Below are 16,873 nucleotides of genomic sequence, written 5' to 3'. Positions count from 1 at the left end.
AGTTTTCGACAAAGATAGTACAAATTTAACTATCTTTGTCTTCGTGGAGATACTCGACAACGACATAAAGTACGTCCCGGGGGTCGGCGAGGCCCGCGCCAAGCTCCTCGACCGGGAACTGGGAATCCGTACGGTAGGCGACCTGCTCTCGCACTATCCGTTCCGATACATCGACCGCACGCGCGTCTACCGTATTGCCGAAATCACCGACTCGGCCGGACTCTCCTACGTGCAGTTCCGCGCCCGCGTCATGGGGGTCGCCTACGCCGGGGCGGGGCGCAAACGCCGCTTCACGGTCCAGGTGCAGGACGACTCGGGACGCGCCGAACTGATCTGGTTCCAGGGCATCAAGTGGATCGAAAAAAGGGTCGAGGTCGGCCGCGAGTATCTCGTCTTCGGACGCCCGAACTTCTTCCACGGCGAACTCTCGATCGCCCACCCCGAACTGGAGACCGTCGAGCAGGCCCTCTCGCGAAAGGTCGAGAGCGGCATGCAGGGCATCTACCCCTCGACCGAAAAACTCGGCAACGTCCTCGGCACGAAGGGCATGTACCAGATCGTCTGCAACGCCTGGACGCTCGTCCGCGACCGCATCACGGATCCGCTGCCCGAGGCGCTCCGGCAGCAATACGGTCTCATCCCGCTGCCCGAGGCACTCTACAACATCCACTTCCCGCAGTCGCAGGAACTGCTCCGCCAGGCCCAGTACCGGCTGAAGTTCGACGAACTGCTCGGCGTACAGCTCAACATCCAGCAGCGCCGCACGGCCCGCCTCTCGAAGAGCGACGGATTCCTCTTTGCAAAGGTCGGCGGCATCTTCAACACCTTCTACAACGAGAAGCTCCCCTTCCCGCTCACCGGAGCCCAGAAGCGCGTCATCCGCGAAATACGCCGCGACACCGTCTCGGGATTCCAGATGAACCGCCTGCTGCAGGGCGACGTCGGCAGCGGAAAGACCCTCGTGGCACTGATGTCGATGCTGCTGGCCGTCGACAACGGATTCCAGGCCTGCATGATGGCCCCCACGGAGATCCTCGCCCGACAACATTTCGCCACCATCAGCAGGATGCTCGACGGACTGCCCGTGCGGGTGGCCATCCTCACCGGCGCCTCGAAGACCAAAGAGCGTCGCCAGGCCCTCGAAGGAATCGCCTCGGGGGAGGTCCAGATTCTGATCGGCACCCACGCCCTGATCGAGGACCGCGTGCAGTTCGCGAACCTCGGTTTCGTAGTCATCGACGAGCAGCACCGCTTCGGCGTCGAGCAGCGCGCCCGTCTCTGGACCAAAAACGCGCAGCCGCCACACATCCTCGTGATGACCGCCACACCAATCCCCCGCACGCTGGCCATGACGCTCTACGGCGATCTCGACGTCTCGGTGATCGACGAACTGCCCCCCGGACGCCGCCCGATCAAGACCTATCACTATACGGATGCCGCTCGGCTGAAGCTCTTCGGATTCATGCGTCGGGAGATCGCCAAGGGCCGGCAGGTCTACGTCGTCTACCCGCTCATCAAGGAGTCCGAAGCGATGGACTACAAGGACCTGACGGACGGCTACGAGGCCATCTCGCGCGACTTTCCCCTGCCGCAGTACGTCACGGCCATCTGCCACGGCAAGATGAAGCCCGCCGACAAGGAGGAGTCGATGCGTCAGTTCAAGGAGGGCGAGGCACAGATTCTGGTCGCCACATCGGTCATCGAGGTGGGGGTCGATGTCCCGAACGCCACGGTGATGGTCATCGAATCGGCCGAACGCTTCGGCCTCTCGCAGCTCCACCAGTTGCGCGGACGCGTCGGGCGCGGCGGCGAACAGTCCTACTGCATCCTCATGTCGGGCGAAAAGCTCTCGCGCGAGTCCCGCGCCCGGCTCGACGCCATGTGCGAGACGAACGACGGATTCCGCCTGGCGGAGCTCGACCTGAAGCTGCGCGGCGCCGGAGACATCAACGGCACGCTGCAGAGCGGCATGGCCTTCGATCTGAAGATCGCAAGCCCGACGGCCGACGTGCAGATCCTCACCCTTTCGCGCGAAGCCGCCGCCGCGGTGCTCGCCGCCGATCCGAAGCTCGCGCGGCCCGAAAACCGCGGCCTCGAAGCGCTCCGCCGACGCTATTCCGGACGCGAAGAGTTCGATTTTTCCCGTATTTCGTAATATAATGCTCCAAAAACCCGTTTATTCCCCAAAAAAGAGACACCTGCAATGAAACGATTTCTGTTCAGCATACTCCTCGCGGCAGCCGTCTCGCCCCTCTTCGCCCAGTTCTACCATCCGGGCGAAGAACTCTTCTACCGCGTGAGCTACAAGGCCAAGATGTTCCCCAATACCGAAGTCGGCGCCGTCGAGATCCGAACCTCCGAGGAGCGGAGCGACGGCCGCAACTTCTACAAGGTCGAAGGCATCGGCCGTACACTGCCCACCTACCGCTGGTTCTACAACCTCGAGGATATCTATACGGTCTGGATCGACAATCAAACGCTGCGTCCGGTCCGCTTCGTGAGCGACCTGCGCGAGGGTGACTACACCTTCCAGAGTTACTACACCTACCTCTGGCCCGACTCCACGGTCCACACCCGCTGGAGAAGCCGGCAGCGCCCCTTCCAAGAAAAGAACATGGCGCTGACCAACGAGAGCCTGGACGCCATCTCGCTCTTCTTCAACCTCCGTTCGGCCGAGGCCGAGGACTTCCGCGTCGACGAGGTCGGGACCCTGCAGATGATCCTGCAGGACACCATCAAGCACATCCACTACCGCTATCTGGGACGCGAAAACAAGAAGATTCGCAACATGGGCCGGTTCCGCACGCTGAAGTTCGAATGCCAGCTGGGAACCACCGAGGGATACTCGTTCACCGACGGCACAATCTTCACCATCTGGATCTCCGACGACCGGAACAAGATCCCGCTCTATATCGAGTCCCCGGTCAAGATCGGCAGCATTCAGGCCTATATCTCCGGGTTCAAGGGGCTCAAGTATCCTCTCGAAAGCCGGATCCGGTAAGCCCGGGAGGGAGCCAAAGGGCCGGGAAGCCAAGGGGGGGGGCAGGAACCGGGGAGCCGGAGGACTGAGGAACCGGATAGCCGAGGAGCCGGATGGCCGACGGGACGGAGCAAACCACTCCGGCACCACGAACGGCAGCCCCGGCAACAAAAGTGTTGCAAACTATCCTCCGACAACGGCTTTCAGATTCCGCTTTTTTGACTATCTTTGCCCGTAAGTATCGACAACACCCCGGTCCGGTTGCCGAAACCGCCCGCAAACCCGATCCAATCCGGCAAAACGGAGCGAAACAGGCAAACTTCGAACCGCTAAAACCAACCTTTATGGAAAACAAACAGGGATACGATCCTTCGGATTTCGAAGACGACGACTTCTCGACACCGCAGCCCGATGCCGGAAAGTCCATCCGCGGCTATCGCATCGTCATTATCATCCTTTCGGTTATTCTGGTGGCCCTCTCGGCCCTCTACTTCGGCATCCACCGCCAGCAGATGATCGACAACGAACTGCTGCGCGCCGACCGCGACTCGATCCAGAGCGATCTGGGCCGGCTGATGACCGACTACGACAACCTCCAGATCTCCAACGACTCGATCTCCCGCGGCCTGGACATCGAACGCGAACGTGCCGATTCGCTCATGACCCGACTCAAAAAGGAGCGTTCGTGGAACCTCGCCAAGATCAAACAGTATGAAAAGGAGGTCGGTACGCTGCGTACGATCATGAAGGGATACGTCCGCCAGATCGACTCGCTCAATACGCTCAACAAACAGCTCATCAAGGAGAACGTCGGATACCGCAAGGAGATCTCCACGGCCCGCCTGCGCGCCGAAATGGCCGAGGAAAAGGCCGCAGAGCTCGACAACAAGGTCAAGGTCGGCGCCGTACTCCGCGCCCGCGACATCCGCCTCTCGGCCCTCAACAGCCGCAGCAACCCCGTTTCACGCATCAAGAACGCCTCGCGCCTGCGCGTCGACTTCGTCCTCTCGGCCAACGAACTCGCCACGCCCGGAAACAAGGCCATCTACGTGCGCATCACCTCCCCGGACGGCTATGTGCTGACCACCGAGCAGATGCCCACCTTCGAATTCGAGGGCGAACGACTCAGCTACTCGGCCATGCGTGAGGTCGACTACCAGAATCAGGACCTCGAGGTAGGCATCTACTTCAATTCGACGGGTTTCGCCGCCGGAACCTACTCCGTCGAGCTCTACTGCGAAGGCCGTCTGATCGGTCAGACGCAGGTCGTCATGAAATAACGGCCGCACGAAATGAAGCGGCTGCATCGGACATGCTGCCGACCTTTCCGGGTCGGCAGCATCTTTGCACAACTGCTGCGACCCGTCGGAGAACACCCCGCATTCTTCCTCTTCGCAGCCCTCGTTCCCGACATTCTCTGACATTCTCTACGCTGTCAGCCAGGAGGAGATGAGCTTCTTCATCGACCGCAACCTGGTGCTCCGGGAGACCAACCCACAGGAGAGCAGCGAATTCCTGAAGACCTACAGCACCTCGACGAGCTGCATTCTGCTGACGCTCTTCTTCCTGCTGCTGGTGGCCGAACACGACACCCTGATCCGGGAATAGCCCTCCGACGGCACGCAACGGGGCCCGCTCCAGAACAGAAAAACCCTGCAACGTCAAGTTGCAGGGTTTTTCCATACGAAAGGGCGCGGCTTCCGAATCAGCGGATGCCGCACTTGCGCAGCACCTTCAGCAGTTCGGGCTGCAGATTCTGCGCCCAGCGCCAGTAGCCCAGATCCGAAGGGTGGGTACCGTCGGCCGAGGTGACATGGTCGGTGCCCGTCAGATCCCGGGCGTCGATGAAATAGACGTTGTCGAACTGCTCCATGGCCCGGGCCATCATCTCGCGGGCCGCCGCACGCTTGGCCTCCTCGCGGGCCCGGCTCCCGAGGTTGAAGTTGCCGCTCTCACGGTAGATCGTCTGCACGAAGATCAGCGGCGTCGCGGGCAGTTTTTCGCGGATACGGGCAATGAAGGGGATCAGCCGCTCGCGGATCATCTCCGCACCCGGATTCGAGAAGCCGTCGAAGACCATCGCATCGGCATCCTTCACGTCGGCCAGGTAATCGGCAAAATAGGGCTGCAGCTTACAGTTGCCGCTGCAGGCAATGCTGCAGAAATAGAGCCCCGTGTTGCGCTCGAGCTGCATCGGGTAGCTCATTCCCGCGCGGCTCGTGCTCACGCCGTGCGTGAAGCTCGATCCGAAGATCACGATCTTGTGCCGGAAGGGGTTCTCCATCGGCGTGATCGTCGCCGCGGAGTCCACGCCGATCTGCAGCGACAACAGTTCGCTGTAGTTGGGCAGGTACAACAGGCACTCCTTCTGCGTGGTGTCCATCTCCTGGATGAGCGTGAATGTCCGACCGCGCCGGCCGGACGCCTGCGACGCCGCATAGAGCCATTCGCCATCCTTGCGGATATAGAGGTCGAATCCCTCCGAGGCGACACGCGGCGTGCTCGTCCCGCCGTAAACGAACGACGAATAGACCGGGCGCATGTCGAGACGGGTGGAATTGGTCTTGAACACCAGCGCAAGACCCGCCGAACAGCGGACCTGCTGGTTCTCCGTGGGGGTGAAGCCCTTGTAGAGGGTCGTGTCGATCCGATGATAGGGGTGCGAAGTCGGCAGTGCCTTGCCGATCAGCGTCAGTTGCGTCGCATCGACGAAGCGCACCTGGGCTCCCGCGACGGCGGCCGTCAGCAGTACGGCGGCCAACAGAATCACTTTTTTCATGGTCTCTTTCAGTAGTTGTGGGTTGTCAGGGTCGATTCCCGAATTTTCAAACTCCAAAAAGGGCGGAGTCCGAAAACTCCGCCCGTCATTCCTTCCGATCGAAGGCTTACTGGATATGTCCCTGCTCCTGCCAGATCAGCGCCGAGGCACCCAGAATGGCGGCATTCTTGCCCTGAATGCCGCTCGGCAGCAGCTTCACCTTGTTCTTGAAGACGAAGAGCATGTTCTCCTCCATGTACCACTGCGTGGGTTCGAAGAGCAGTTTGCCCGCCTTCGACAAACCGCCGAAGAGGAAGATCGCCTCCGGCGAGGTGATCGTCACCACGTCGGCCAGCGCCCGGCCCAGCATCTCGCCCGTAAAGCGGAAGGCCTCCTTGGCGATGGGGTCCCCCTGCTCGGCGGCGGCCGAAATCATCGAGGCGTCGAAATCGTTGAAGGCAATGCTGCGCAGCTTGCTGGGAACATTCATCCGGGCCATCAGCTCGAAGGCCGTACGCTTGATGCCCGTCGCCGAAACGTAGGTCTCCAGGCAGCCCCGCCGTCCGCATCCGCACTCACGACCGTTGCGCTCGACTATGATGTGGCCGAATTCACCGGCAAAACCGTCGTGTCCGTAGATCATCTCGCCGTTGGAGACAAAACCCGAACCCAGACCCGTACCGAGCGTAATCATCACGAAATCCTTCATCCCCTTGGCATTGCCGTAGATCATCTCGCCGATGGTGGCGGCGTTGGCGTCGTTGGTCACGACGGTCTTCACGCCGTTGAAGCGGCGCGAAATGTCGTCGGCCAGCGGGAAGATCCGACGAGACTCGTCGGGATTGGAATCCCCCGCGCGAAATTTCCACAGGTTGGCCGGCGACTCGATCGTCCCCTTGTGGAAGTTGGCGTTGGGGGCGCCGATGCCGATACCCGCCAGTTCATACTCGAACGACAGACTCTGCGCCAGGGCCCGGAGCGAATCGCAAAGCTCCTCGACATAGGCCGGATAATCATCCACACAGGGATATTTCTTGGTCGAGATGACCGATTCGGCATACAGATCGCCGTTCTCGTCCACCAGACCAAAGGCGGTGTTGATACCTCCGATATCCACACCGATAGCGAGTTTTTTCATGATTTTATCTTCAGTTAAAGTTCGATTCATCCTTTCAAAGTTAAAGGAAAATTCGGCCATTCCAAAGTTTTTTCCTATTTTTGGGTCAACTTTGATCCGAAAAAAACGTCCCGAAACCATGCTGAACAACGAGCAACTGCTCCAATCCATCGAAAATTATCTGGCTCAGACCGACTTCCCGGCCGAACCCGAACTCCTCTATGCACCGATCGGTTATTCGTTGGCCGGCGGAGGCAAACGGCTTCGTCCGATGCTTCTGGCCCTGGCCTGCGGCATCTTCTCGGACGACATCCAGCAGGCTCTCCCGGCGGCCGCGGCCGTCGAGGTTTTCCACAACTTCACGCTCCTGCACGACGACATCATGGACAACGCCGCCATGCGCCGCGGAAAACCTTCGGTCTACGCCAAATGGGGACAGAATGTCGCCATCCTCTCGGGTGACGCCATGCTCATCTGCGCATACCGCCTGCTGGGCGCCATTCAGCCCCGTTTCCTGCCGCAGGTCCTCGCCGTGTTCAACACCATGGCCCTCGAGGTCTGCGAAGGTCAGCAGTACGACATGGATTTCGAAACCAAGTCCAAGGTCTCCGTGGTCGAGTACATGCACATGATCGAACTGAAAACCTCGGTACTGCTCGCCGGGGCGGTCGTCATCGGAGCCACCCTCGGCGGCGCCTCCGAAGAGGACTGCCGAAAACTCCGCCGATTCGCCATCGAACTCGGACTGGCCTTCCAGCTGCAGGACGATCTGCTGGACAGCTACGGCGACGAACGCCTCGGAAAGGCTATCGGCGGCGATATCCTCGAAGGCAAGAAGACCTATCTGATGATCACGGCCATGAGCCACGCCGACGAGCCCACGCGCGAGGTGCTCCGCTCGACCTACCGCAACACCAGCCTCTCCGACCGCGAGAAGATCGACACCGTAAAGGCCATCTACGACCGGCTCGACATCCCACGCCTCACGGAGCAGCAGATCTCCGTGCGCTTCGAACGCGCCCTGTCGATCCTCGACACCCTGTCGGTCGGGGCGGAACGCACCCGCCAGATGCGCGAATTCGCCGCCGGACTGATGGGTCGCAAACATTGAGCCAAGCATGAAACGTTCGGATATCGAAATCATGGCCCCCGTGGGCTCCTGCGAGTCGCTGGCCGCAGCCATTCAGGCCGGTGCCGACGCCGTCTACTTCGGGGTCGGAAAGCTCAACATGCGCTCGGCGTCGGCCGCCAACTTCACGCTCGACGACCTGGAGCAGATCGCCTGCACGGCCCGGCAGGCCGGCGTCAAAAGCTATCTGACCGTCAATACGGTGGTCTACGAGGATGAGATCGCCGACCTGCACGCCGTCATCGACCGCGCCCGCCGGGCCGGCGTCGACGCCATCATCGCCTCCGACATGGCCGCCATCCTCTATGCGCGGCAGATCGGGCAGGAGGTCCATATCTCCACGCAGTGCAACATCTCGAACTCCGAAGCCGTACGCTTCTACGCCCAGTGGGCCGACACGGTGGTGCTGGCCCGCGAACTGACTCTCGAACAGGTGGCCGAAATCCACCGCCGCATCGAGGCGGAGCAGATCCGCGGTCCGCGCGGCGAACTGGTTCAGATCGAGATGTTCGCCCACGGAGCCCTCTGCATGTCGGTCTCGGGCCGCTGCTACCTCTCGCTCTACGAAACCGGATGCTCGGCCAACCGCGGCGCCTGCCGCCAGTTGTGCCGCCGAAAATACACCGTCACCGACAAGGAGACCGGCGCCCAGCTGGACATCGACGGCCGCTACGTCCTCTCACCGAAGGATCTCTGCACGATCGACTTCCTGGACAGGATGATCGGCGCCGGAGTCCGCGTGCTGAAGATCGAGGGGCGCGCCCGCGGCGCGGAGTATGTCAAGCGCGTTGTCTCGTGCTACGACGAGGCGCTCCGCGCCCTCGAGGCCGGATGCTACACCCCGGAACTGGCCGCCGGACTCAAGGAGCGGCTTCGCGAGGTCTTCAACCGCGGATTCTGGGAGGGATACTACGCCGGACGCCCCGTCGCCGAACACAGCACCGCCTACGGTTCGTCGGCCACCAAGCGCAAGGTCTATGTCGGCAAGGTGGTCAACTTCTACAAAAAACTCTCCGTCGCCGAGGTGGCCGTCGAGGCCTCGACCCTGACGGTCGGCGAGCAGATCTTCTTCCTCGGAGCCACGACCGGTGTGGCCGAACAGACGCTCACCGAACTCCACGGGCCCGACGGAAAGCCCTGTCAGCAGGTCTCGCAGGGCGAACTCTGTGCCATTCACACCCCGGGAGTGATTCGGCGCGGCGACCAGCTCTACAAGTTCGTCGACGCCCAATAACCCAGGGGCCCGAGAAGGGGAGGGGTGAGCTGGTGGCAGATCAGAAGCAGGCGAGAAGCGAACCGGGAGCAGGACAGAGGTGGACCGGAAGCAGGATAAAGGCGGGCCGGGAGCAGGAGAGGCAAACCGAAGACAGGATAGGAAAGGCCGGAGGCACACAGGAACAGACCGGGCGGATCGGGGACAGACCGGGCGGACAAGCAGCAGGCCGGAAAACGCCGAAAGCTGATCGGAGAGTGCCAAGAGCAAATCGGAGAGTGCCAGAAGCTGATCGGGGAATGCCGGAAGCTGATCGGCCGGTGAAGGCAAAAAGCCGGAAAGCCACGGCCACAAGAAGGCTCTCCCGGCAGTCAGGACCCGGCAAGCGATATCGGAGACGGTTCAGCGTCTCCGTTTTTTTCATACCTTTGCGGCGATGTTTACCTCCCCGCACATATCCACACCGGCCGACGGACTACCGATGCCCCGCAGGCTGGGCGCCATTCTCGCCGTCTCGTTCGGAGTCTCTCTCTCGGTCATCGACGGCTCGATCGCAAACGTCGCCCTGCCCACCATCAGCTCCCAGCTCGGCGTCTCGGCCGCCGACTCCATCTGGATCGTCAACGCCTATCAGTTGGCCATCATGGTCTCGCTGCTCTCCTTCTCGGCGCTGGGCGACGTGATCGGTTACCGCAAAATATACATCGCCGGTCTGGCCCTCTTTACGGTGGCATCGGTCGGTTGCGCCCTGGCCGGATCGTTCCAGGCTCTGGTGCTGGCCCGCGTCATGCAGGGTTTCGGAGCCTCGGCCGTCACCTCGGTCAACACCACGCTCGTCCGGTTCATCTATCCCAGAAACCAACTCGGACGCGGGCTGGGTATCAATGCCACAGTGGTCGCCGTCTCGTCGGTCGCCGGACCTACGATCGCCGCCGGAATCCTCTCCGTGGCCCATTGGCCCTGGCTCTTCGCCGTCAACATCCCCGTCGGACTGGCGGCCCTGATCCTCAGCCACCGATTCCTCCCCTCGAACCCCGTCAAGGATGCCGCCCACCACTTCAGCTGGCGCGACGCCCTGATGAACGCCCTCACCTTCGGTCTGATGATGGCCTCCATCGAAGGCTACTCCCACGGCCTCGACCCGCGGCTCCTCTCGGTCGGAATCGGTGCGCTGCTCATCATCGGATTCTTCTTCATCCGCTCGCAGCTGCGCGAAACCTATCCGATTCTGCCCTTCGACCTGCTGCGCATCCCGATCTTCTCGGTCTCGGTGCTCACCTCGATCTGCTCGTTCCTGGGGCAGATGCTTGCCATGGTGGCCCTTCCGTTCTACCTGCAGCACTCCTGCGGCTACAACGACGTCCAGACCGGCCTGTTGCTCACGGCCTGGCCCGCCATCATCATGATCGTGGCTCCGGTGGCCGGCATGCTCGTCGAGCGCATCCACGCCGGACTGCTCGGAGGCCTCGGACTCACGGCCATGGCCGCCGGACTCTTCCTGCTGGCCTGGCTGCCCGAAAACCCCTCGCAGGGCGACATCGTCTGGCGGCTGATGCTCTGCGGTGCCGGTTTCGGATTCTTCCAGTCGCCCAACAACAGCATCCTGATCGCCTCGGCACCCCCGTCGCGCAGCGGTTCGGCCAGCGGCATGCTCGCTACGGCCCGGCTGGTCGGCCAGACGACCGGCGCAGCCCTGATGGCCCTGCTCTTCCATCTCGTCCCGACGAACAGCACCCACGCCGCCCTGATGCTCGCCGGCGCATTCGCCATCGCCGCCGCGCTGATCAGCTTCTCGCGCCTCTCGCTGCCGCTGCCCGAGGGATTGACCCGCAAACGCAAACAAAAGGCATGAGACTGCACCCGATACGGCTTCGGCTCTCCCTGCTGTCGGCGCTGCTCTCCGCCCTGCTCCCGGCGGCAGCCCAACCGACCGATTCGACGGACTTCATCCGCCCGCCCTGGCTCCGCGAGGGCGACACCGTCGCGATCGTCGCGCCGGCCGGCAAACTCTCCGAACGGGTCGACACGGCCCGCATCCGCCAAAAATTCGGAGAGTGGGGGTTGCAGGTCCGTTTCGGCACCTGTCAGAATCCCGACAAAAAAGCCTACTTCGCCGCACCGGACAGCGTGCGCGCCGAGGAGCTGCAACGGGCAATCGACGATCCGTCGGTAAAAGCCGTCATCGCCTGCCGCGGCGGGTACGGTTCGGTACGATTGCTGCCCCGGCTGCGGCTCGACGCGCTGCGCCGGCATCCGAAATGGATCGTCGGATTCAGCGATATCACCACACTGCATCTGGCCTTGCGCCGGCTCGGAATCGAGAGCATTCACGGCCCGATGCCCGGCGGTTTCCGCTTCGAGGAGGAGAAAACGGGCGCTTCCCGGAAGACGGGATCCGCAGGAACGACTCCCTCCGACCGGAGTCGGGCAACCGCGGAGCCAAAAGAGAGACGGTCGGAGTCCTGCAAGACAACAGGGCTGACGGCAAGGGGTCAAGGCGCCGGGAGACCGCATGCGGCGGAGCCGGAGGGCGACTCGTCGGAATCGCTGCGCGAAGCCCTCTTCGGAGAGGTGCATTCGATCGCGGCGGAGCCCCATCCGCTCAATTCGCCCGGCGAGGCGCGCGGACGTCTGGCCGGCGGAAACCTCACGGTGATCTGTGCCGCTAACGGAACCCCCGAAGCACTGCAGGCCGACACGCCGACGATTCTCCTGATCGAGGAGATCGGCGAATCGGCCTACCGCATCGACCGCATGATGCAGAGTCTCGCGCGCTGCGGCGTGCTCGAACGGCTGCGGGGCGTCGTCGTGGGACACTTCACCCGCACGGCCGGCTGCGAGCGATTCGGGGTCGAGGAGCCCGAGGCCCTGCTCGATGCCTATCTCCGGCCGCTGGGTATACCGGTCGCCTACGGATTCCCGGTCGGGCACGAGGAGCCCAATCAGGCCCTCTATCTGGGTCGCGAGGTGCGGCTGGAGGTCGGAGCGGAGGGCGTCCGGCTCGATTTCGGAGATGACCGATAGCTCGGAGCCGGAGGAGACGGCACTGTCCGGCAGACAAAAAAATCGCGCAAATTTGACTTTCTCGCCCGGCTTTTGTTATCTTTGTGGAAAACTCTACGCTTTATGTTCTCCGCAAAAACCTATACCGCGCGCCGCCGCGAGCTGCGCACCCGAATCGGAGAGGGCATCATCCTGCTGCCCGGCAATACGCTGGCTCCGAACAACTACCCCAACAACGCCTACTACTTCCGTCAGGATTCGACGTTCCGCTACTACTTCGGACTGAACGTCCCGTCGGTGGTCGGCCTGATCGACGCCGACTCGGGCGAAGAGGCCCTCTACGGCGACGACTTCACCGTCGAAGACATCATCTGGACCGGCCCCCAGCCCACACTCCGCGAACTGGGTGCCCAGGTCGGCGTGTCGAAGACCTTCCCGACGGCCGATCTGCCCGCCCGCCTACGCAAGGCCATCGCCCTGGGCCGCAAGATCCACTACCTGCCCCCCTATCGCGGCGAAACGAAACTCCTGCTCTCCGAACTGCTCGGAATCAAACCCGCGGCGCTGCACGACTACAAATCGGTCGATCTGATGTTCGCCGTGGCCGAGATGCGCGAAAAGAAGAGCGCCGAGGAGATCGAAGCCATGGAGCGCGCCTTCCACATCGGATACGAAATGCACACGCTGGCCATGAAGATGTGCCGCCCGGGGGTCATCGAACGCGAAATCGCCGGCGCCATCGAAGGCGTCGCCAAGTCGATGGGACAGGGCGTCTCGTTCCCCTCGATCGTCTCGCAGCACGGCGAAACGCTCCACAACCTCAACTCCGAAGGGGTGCTCGAGGAGGGACGTCTGCTGCTGTGCGATGCCGGCGGAGAGAGTCTCGAGGGCTACTGCTCGGACCACACCCGGACCTATCCCGTCAGCGGACGGTTCACCCAGAAGCAGAAGGATATCTACAACATCGTCCTGGCCGCCCACGACCACGTGGCCCGCATCGTCAAACCCCACATGATGTACACCGAAGTGCACAACGCCGCCTACACCATACTGGCCGAAGGTCTGGTCGGACTGGGGCTGCTCAAGGGTTCGCCCGCCGATGCCGTCGCGTCGGGGGCCATGACCATGCTCATGCCTCACGGCCTGGGACACGGTCTGGGAATGGACGTTCACGACTGCGAGGCCATGGGCGAACGGTCGTTCGACTTCTCGGCGATCGCCGAACGCGCCGCTCAGTCCGGAACCTGCGTCTACCGCGCCGCCTGGCGCATCGAACCCGGTACGATTCTGACCGATGAACCGGGACTCTACTTCATCCCCGCCCTGATCGACAAGTGCCGCGCCGAGGGACTCTATCAGGGTATTGTCGACTACGACGCCCTGGAGGCCTACCGCGACTTCGGCGGCATCCGCATCGAGGACGACATTCTGGTCACCGAAACCGGAAGCCGCATCATCGGCGACCGCAAAATCCCGGCTTCCGTCGAGGAGCTGGAGGCCGTTGTCGGAAAATAAAGACGCATCAAACGATGAAAAAACTGTTGCTCGCCTGCTGCACCGCCCTGCCGCTCCTCGCCGGTGCCCAACGCCCGGCCGACTGGGCCGACTATGGCCGCTACGCCGAAGCCAACGCCCGACTCGAAAAGGCCCCCGTCGTGGTATTCATGGGCAACTCGATCACCGACGGATGGGACAATGCCCATCCGGAGTTCTTCACCGACCACAACTTCGCCTGCCGCGGAATCGGCGGGCAGGTCACCTCGCAGATGCTCTGCCGCTTCCGCGCCGACGTGATCAACCTCCACCCTGAGGCGGTGGTGATTCTGGCCGGAACGAACGATCTGGCCCGGAACAACGGTCCGATCGAAATGGAGCACATCGTCGAAAACATCGTCTCGATGGCCGAACTGGCCCGTGCGGCCGGAATCCGACCGATCCTCTGTTCGGTGCTCCCCGCCGGGAAATACCCCTGGCGACCCGAGATCGAAGGGGTGGCCGAAAAGATCCGTCAGCTCAATGCCCTTCTGAAGGCCTGGGCCGACGAACAGGGCGTCACGTGGGTCGACTATCATGCGGCGATGGATGCCGGCGACGGCTCGATGCGCGGCGAGCTGACCCGCGACGGCGTGCACCCCACCCGTCAGGGATACGATCTGATGGAGCAGGTCATCGCTCCGGTTCTCAAGGAGTACGAATCCGGCAACGGACACTGATCCGCTCCGCTCCGAAGCCCCGAAAATCGCCCCAAAAGGGCGATTTTTTCGTTTCCGAGGGTTGTTTTTCCCGATTATTTCGTATATTTATAGTCGCGTGCCTGAAAAGGCACGGCCAACCGCAACGAAACCAAAAACCTAAAACTTTCGGAATATGAAAAACTATTCAGCCAAGGAGATCAAAAACATTGTACTGATCGGTGCCCCGGGCACGGGGAAAACGACCCTTGCCGAAGCGATGGCTTACGAGGGGAAAGTCATCGACCGCAGGGGCAGTATCGAGACCAACAACACGCTCTCGGACAATACGGATATCGAGCACGAATACAAACGCTCGATCTACTCCACGATCCTCTTCACCGAATTCATGGACCGAAAGCTCAACATCATCGACTGCCCCGGTTCGGACGACTTCTGCGGAAGCCTCTTCTCGGCCTTCAAGGTCGGCGACGTCGGCGTATTCCTCTTCAACGCCCAGAACGGCTGGGAGGTCGGCAGCGAAATCCAGGCCCGCTACGCCCGTCTGCTCAAAAAACCCGTCATCGGCGTCATCAACCAGCTCGACGCCGACAAGGCCTCGTTCGAGTCGGCCTTCGAGTCGATCAAGGCCGCCTCGCGCGTCAAACCCGTCATCATCCAGTATCCCGTCAACCAGGGTCCCTCGTTCAACGCCTTCATCGACGTGCTGCTCATGAAGATGTACCGATTCAAGGACAACGACGGCCACCGCGAAGAACTCGAAATCCCCGCCGAGGAGATGGAAAAGGCCATGGAACTCAACAAGGAACTCGTCGAAATGGCCGCCGAGCACGACGAGGCCCTCATGGAACTCTACTTCGAGAAGGGAACCCTCACGCAGGACGACATCCGCGCCGGTCTGAAGATCGGCGTCTCGAAACGCGAGGTGATGCCCATCTTCTGCGCCAGCGCCAAACGAGACATCGGAACGAAACGTCTCATGGAGTTCATCATCAACGTCGCCCCCGGTCCGCTCAAGGCCCCGGCATTCCTCTCCACCGAGGGCGAGGAGATTCCGGCCGACGAGTCCGCTCCCGCCGTGGCATTCGTCTTCAAGAGCCAGATCGAACAGCACATCGGTGAGATCACCTACTTCCGCGTCATCCGCGGCAAGATCACCGAGGGTACGGAACTCGTCAACACCCGCACCGGAAACAAGGAGAAACTCTCGCAGCTCTTCGCCGTGGCCGGCAAGAACCGCATCAAGGTCACCGAACTCTCGGCCGGCGACATCGGCTGCACGGTCAAACTCAAGGGCACGCGCACGAACGACACCCTCTCGGCCGCCACGGATCCCGTGACGATCGAACCTATCGTCTTCCCCGAACCCCGCTACCGCGCCGCCATCAAGTGCAAGGAGCAGAGCGACGAAGAGAAACTCGGCAAACTGCTCAACGACGCCCGGTACGAGGATCCGACCATTCTGGTCGAGTACTCCAAGGAGTTGAAACAGACCATCGTCCAGGGACAGGGCGAACACCACCTGAATATCCTCCGCTCGCGCATCGAGAAGGAGAACAAACTCCCCTACGAGTATATCGCTCCGAAGATCCCCTATCGCGAAACCATCACCAAGGTCGCTCAGGCCGACTACCGCCACAAGAAACAGTCGGGTGGCGCCGGACAGTTCGGCGAGGTGCACATGATCATCGAACCCTACTACGAGGGAATTCCCGAACCCAAGAACTACAAGATCCCCGGCAAGGGTGACATGGCGGTCAACATCAAGAACAAGGAGGAGTACGATCTGCCGTGGGGCGGCAAACTCCAGTTCTACTCGGCCATCGTCGGCGGAGCGATCGACGCCCGCTTCATGCCCGCCATCCTCAAGGGTATCATGGAGAAGATGGACCAGGGCCCGCTGACGGGTTCCTACGCCCGCGACATCCGCGTCATCATCTACGACGGCAAGATGCACCCGGTGGATTCGAACGAAATCTCCTTCAAGCTCGCCGCCCGGAACGCCTTCAAGGAGGCCTTCCGAAACGCCGGACCCAAGATCATGGAGCCGATCTACAACGTCGAGGTCCTCGTGCCGAGCGAGTACATGGGCGCCGTGATGTCGGATCTGCAGAACCGCCGCGCCATGATCGCCGGCATGGAGTCCGACAAGGGTTTCGACCGGCTGAACGCACTCGTCCCCCTGGCCGAACTCTACCGCTACTCGACGACCCTCTCGTCACTCACCTCCGGATCGGCCACCTACACCATGAAGTTCTCCTCCTACGAGCAGGTGCCCTCCGACGTGCAGGAGAAGCTGCTCAAGGCATACACCGACACCGACGAGGATTGAGCCCCGGCGTCGTAACGTAAAGCCCCGTGCGGAGGGCGGACGGCCATCAGGCGGTCCGCCCTCGCTCTTTTCCGGGGGGGGCAGAGCCGGGATGCACAGAGGGAGGGTCCGGAAGCACAGAGGCAGGACCGGACGGCGCAGGGGGGGGG

General features: G+C 62.0%; 13 protein-coding genes. 11 read left to right on the top strand and 2 right to left on the bottom strand.

The window, feature by feature from the left end; translation table 11 throughout:
- The first annotated feature begins 43 nt into the window (after positions 1-43).
- The 4 genes from recG to B5G09_RS14055 all read left to right on the top strand — a co-directional run bounded on the left by recG (position 44) and on the right by B5G09_RS14055 (position 4,588).
- Positions 44-2,155 carry an ATP-dependent DNA helicase RecG gene (recG, locus tag B5G09_RS03765; RefSeq protein WP_087404111.1) on the top strand — a complete coding sequence of 704 codons (2,112 nt, stop codon included), beginning with the start codon at positions 44-46 and terminating at the stop codon, positions 2,153-2,155.
- A 48-nt stretch (positions 2,156-2,203) separates the two neighbouring features.
- Positions 2,204-3,001: a DUF3108 domain-containing protein gene (locus tag B5G09_RS03760; RefSeq protein WP_087404110.1), complete on the top strand. Its 798-nt coding sequence runs from the start codon at positions 2,204-2,206 to the stop codon at positions 2,999-3,001.
- A gap of 323 nt (positions 3,002-3,324) precedes the next feature.
- A complete protein-coding gene (locus tag B5G09_RS03755) occupies positions 3,325-4,260 on the top strand; it encodes a hypothetical protein (protein ID WP_087404109.1) in 936 nt (311 codons plus the stop codon).
- A gap of 169 nt (positions 4,261-4,429) precedes the next feature.
- Positions 4,430-4,588 carry a hypothetical protein gene (locus B5G09_RS14055; RefSeq protein ID WP_162608235.1) on the top strand — a complete coding sequence of 53 codons (159 nt, stop codon included), beginning with the start codon at positions 4,430-4,432 and terminating at the stop codon, positions 4,586-4,588.
- 97 nt (positions 4,589-4,685) lie between these two features.
- On the opposite strand, the gene B5G09_RS03745 is transcribed toward B5G09_RS14055, so the two are convergent.
- Together B5G09_RS03745 and B5G09_RS03740 are read right to left on the bottom strand one after the other, a co-directional pair.
- Complete coding sequence (locus B5G09_RS03745; RefSeq protein ID WP_087404107.1) at positions 4,686-5,759, bottom strand: SGNH/GDSL hydrolase family protein; 1,074 nt, start codon at positions 5,757-5,759, stop codon at positions 4,686-4,688.
- 106 nt (positions 5,760-5,865) lie between these two features.
- Entirely contained in the window at positions 5,866-6,876 is a 1,011-nt protein-coding gene (locus tag B5G09_RS03740; protein WP_087404106.1) for an ROK family protein, read from the bottom strand.
- A gap of 118 nt (positions 6,877-6,994) precedes the next feature.
- On the opposite strand from B5G09_RS03740, the gene B5G09_RS03735 reads away from it, so the two are divergent.
- The 7 genes from B5G09_RS03735 to B5G09_RS03705 all read left to right on the top strand — a co-directional run bounded on the left by B5G09_RS03735 (position 6,995) and on the right by B5G09_RS03705 (position 16,724).
- Entirely contained in the window at positions 6,995-7,966 is a 972-nt protein-coding gene (locus B5G09_RS03735) for a polyprenyl synthetase family protein (RefSeq protein ID WP_087404105.1), read from the top strand.
- A gap of 7 nt (positions 7,967-7,973) precedes the next feature.
- Positions 7,974-9,218, top strand: coding sequence for a peptidase U32 family protein (locus tag B5G09_RS03730; protein WP_087311146.1), 1,245 nt, complete (start codon positions 7,974-7,976; stop codon positions 9,216-9,218).
- Between the two features lie 460 nt (positions 9,219-9,678).
- On the top strand, positions 9,679-11,049 hold the full coding sequence (locus tag B5G09_RS03725) for an MFS transporter (RefSeq protein ID WP_087404104.1): 1,371 nt from the start codon (positions 9,679-9,681) through the stop codon (positions 11,047-11,049).
- Positions 11,046-12,221 carry an LD-carboxypeptidase gene (locus tag B5G09_RS14290; RefSeq protein WP_087404103.1) on the top strand — a complete coding sequence of 392 codons (1,176 nt, stop codon included), beginning with the start codon at positions 11,046-11,048 and terminating at the stop codon, positions 12,219-12,221. Before B5G09_RS03725 ends, B5G09_RS14290 begins: the two co-directional genes overlap by 4 nt.
- 102 nt (positions 12,222-12,323) lie before the next feature.
- Positions 12,324-13,715, top strand: a complete 1,392-nt coding sequence (locus B5G09_RS03715; RefSeq protein WP_087404102.1) for an aminopeptidase P family protein — start codon at positions 12,324-12,326, stop codon at positions 13,713-13,715.
- 14 nt (positions 13,716-13,729) lie between these two features.
- Positions 13,730-14,413, top strand: a complete 684-nt coding sequence (locus tag B5G09_RS03710) for a GDSL-type esterase/lipase family protein (protein WP_087404101.1) — start codon at positions 13,730-13,732, stop codon at positions 14,411-14,413.
- Positions 14,414-14,567: 154 nt separating this feature from the next.
- Entirely contained in the window at positions 14,568-16,724 is a 2,157-nt protein-coding gene (locus B5G09_RS03705) for an elongation factor G (RefSeq protein WP_087404100.1), read from the top strand.
- Positions 16,725-16,873: the final 149 nt, after the last annotated feature.

It is taken from the genome of Alistipes sp. An54 (assembly GCF_002159375.1).
Lineage (GTDB): Bacteria > Bacteroidota > Bacteroidia > Bacteroidales > Rikenellaceae > Alistipes > Alistipes megaguti.
This window is presented reverse-complemented; position numbering and strand designations above follow the sequence as displayed.